Origin of the sequence: Herbaspirillum sp. B65, from assembly GCF_000333555.1 — a bacterium.
In the GTDB taxonomy this organism is placed as follows: domain Bacteria; phylum Pseudomonadota; class Gammaproteobacteria; order Burkholderiales; family Burkholderiaceae_D; genus Herbaspirillum; species Herbaspirillum rubrisubalbicans.
Genome location: NZ_BADI01000928.1, coordinates 1 through 2,486 on the forward strand (window position 1 = coordinate 1; position 2,486 = coordinate 2,486).

2 protein-coding genes and 1 pseudogene are annotated in these 2,486 nt (G+C 61.6%); 1 reads left to right on the forward strand and 2 read right to left on the reverse strand.

Going from position 1 to position 2,486, the window contains the following annotated elements; all coding sequences use genetic code 11:
- Positions 1–876, reverse strand: a pseudogene (locus tag I5W_RS21745) (ATP-binding cassette domain-containing protein); the annotation flags it as partial.
- Between the two features lie 247 nt (positions 877–1,123).
- Between I5W_RS21745 and I5W_RS21750 the strand changes: the two are divergent.
- Complete coding sequence (locus I5W_RS21750) at positions 1,124–1,696, forward strand: DUF1439 domain-containing protein (RefSeq protein ID WP_017451102.1); 573 nt, start codon at positions 1,124–1,126, stop codon at positions 1,694–1,696.
- A gap of 38 nt (positions 1,697–1,734) precedes the next feature.
- On the opposite strand, the gene I5W_RS21755 is transcribed toward I5W_RS21750, so the two are convergent.
- Positions 1,735–2,486, reverse strand: a 752-nt coding sequence (locus I5W_RS21755; RefSeq protein ID WP_044530802.1) for an LD-carboxypeptidase, incomplete at its 5' end; no start/stop codon positions are given.

The window sequence follows — 2,486 nt, forward strand, 5'->3', positions numbered from 1 at the left end:
TGATCTTGTCGATCTGCTTGGCGCGCGAGGTGGCTGGCGGGCCTTTGACTTTGTTGGCCGAGAAGCGACGCACGAAGTCTGCAGTTCGGCCACCTTTTCCTTGGCCTTGGCGTTGGCGGCCAGTTGCTGGGCGCGCGCCTGCGAGGAAGCCAGCATGTAGTCGTCGTAGTTACCCGGATAGATCTTCAGGGTGCCATAGTCCATGTCGGCCATGTGGGTGCAGACCTGGTTCAGGAAGTGGCGATCGTGGGAAATGATGATCATGGTGGAATTGCGCTCGTTGAGCACCTCTTCCAGCCAGCGGATGGTGTTGATGTCCAGGTTGTTGGTCGGTTCGTCCAGCAGCAGGATGTCCGGGTTGGAGAACAGGGCCTGCGCCAGCAGCACGCGCAGCTTCCAGCCGGGCGCCACATTGCTCATCGGACCATTGTGCTGCTCGATGGGCACGCCCACGCCCAGCAGCAGCTCGCCGGCACGTGCTTCGGCGGTGTAGCCATCGTATTCGGCGAACTTGGCTTCCAGGTCGGCAGCCTTCATGTAGTCGTCGTCGGTGGCATCCGGGTTGGCGTAGATCGCATCACGCTCGGACATGGCGGCCCACATCTCGACGTGGCCCATCATGACCACATCCAGCACGCGCATTTCTTCATAGGCGAACTGGTCCTGGCGCAACTTGCCCAGACGCTCGTTGACGTCCAGGCTGACGTTGCCGGCCGACGGTTCCAGGTCGCCACCCAGGATCTTCATGAAGGTGGACTTGCCGCAGCCATTGGCGCCGATCAGGCCATAGCGATTGCCATCGCCGAACTTGACGGAAATGTTCTCGAACAACGGCTTGGCGCCGAACTGCATGGTGATGTTTGCGGTGGATAGCACTGCGAAAACCTTTTCAAAAATGTAACTTGCGTGCGCAAACCGAGGCCGATGCCGTGGCACGCGAAACGGCGGATTTTACCACTGCACGCCCGCTACGGCTTGCCTTGCCGCCGTGGCGGGCGGGTAAAAATTGTCAACAACCAATCTTTGCGACTCCCGGAGAGCACATGGAGACTTACAATTGCCCGGGATTTTTAGCCCAACGATGGGGCTCTCACCTACTTTGTTCACTTTGGAAACCGCAAGCATGAAGCGAGTCATCACCTCCGCCGCGGCCGTCCTGGCCTTCTCCACCCTGGCGCTGGGCACTACGAGCGCGGCCGAGACCGGCTACAACGTCTGGACCAATGAATACACCGTGTCCAAAGCACAACTGCAAAGCGCCCTGGCGCCGCAATTCCCGCGCAAGCTGCGCTACATGGACATCTTCGATGTCACCTTCAGCAATCCGCGCCTGGGCATGTTGCCGGCCGACAACCGCATGAATACGGTGGTCGATGCCCAGATCGCCAATCCCTTGCTGTTGCAGCGTCCGGTCAATGCCGTGCTGACCTTGAGCAGCGGCTTCAAGTACGACCCGGCCACGCGCTCGCTGCGACTGGACGCGCCCAAGGTGGACAAGGTCGACAGCAGCGACCTGCCACCGCAGTATGCCCAGCAGTTGACCGCCCTGGGCAATGCGGCAGCCGACCAGTTCCTGCGCGACTATGCGCTCTATACCTTCAAACCCGAACAATTGCAGCTGAATGGCAAAAGCTTCGAGCCGGGCAAGATCACCGTGGAGCAGGACGCGGTAAAGGTCGAAATCAAGGAAAAGTGAAGCTTAATCCAAACCACCCCGCCCGGCCGCCTGCACACTCATGTGCGGGATAGGGTCGGATAATCCGATAAGGTCAATGTGAAGCCTTCTGCGCCCTGGGCGTCGAGCACCGCGTGGGCGCCCAGCGGCAGCGTGACCAGGTCGCGCACGTGGCCGAACGGCAGGCCGGTGACAATGGGCGTAGCGATGCGCCGGCGCAGGTAGGCCAGCATTTCGGTGAAGTCATAGCCATTGTCGATCTCCGCCAGGCGATAGGCCGAGAAATCGCCGAGCAGGATCGCCTTCTGCCGCGCCAGCACGCCGGCCTGCTCCAGTTGCAGGATCATGCGTTCGACCCGGAACGGGTGTTCGTTCACATCTTCCAGATACAGGATGCCACCATCGATGGGCGGGAACTGCGGATGACCGACCATGTGCGCCATCATCGCCAGGTTGCCGCCCCACAGCTTGCCGGCGCAATGCACCACCGGGCTCAAGGGATCGGTACGGCGATCACCATTGGGGGCGCGGTCGGCGCCGGCTTGGCCCTGGTAATTGCGCACCACCACCTGCGGCGAAGTCAGCGTGCGCCACAGGGTCGCCAGGGCCTGCCAGTCGGGGTTCTCGGCACCGAAGTCGCCACTGAGCATCGGCCCCTGGAAACCGGCATATCCCGTTTGCGCCAACATGCAGCATTGCAGCGCCGTGAAGTCGCTATAACCGACCAGCAGCTTGCCGCTGCGCGCCAAGGCCGGGATATCCAATGCCGGCAGGATGCGGCTCATGCCATAGGAGCCGCGCAGGCCCAGGA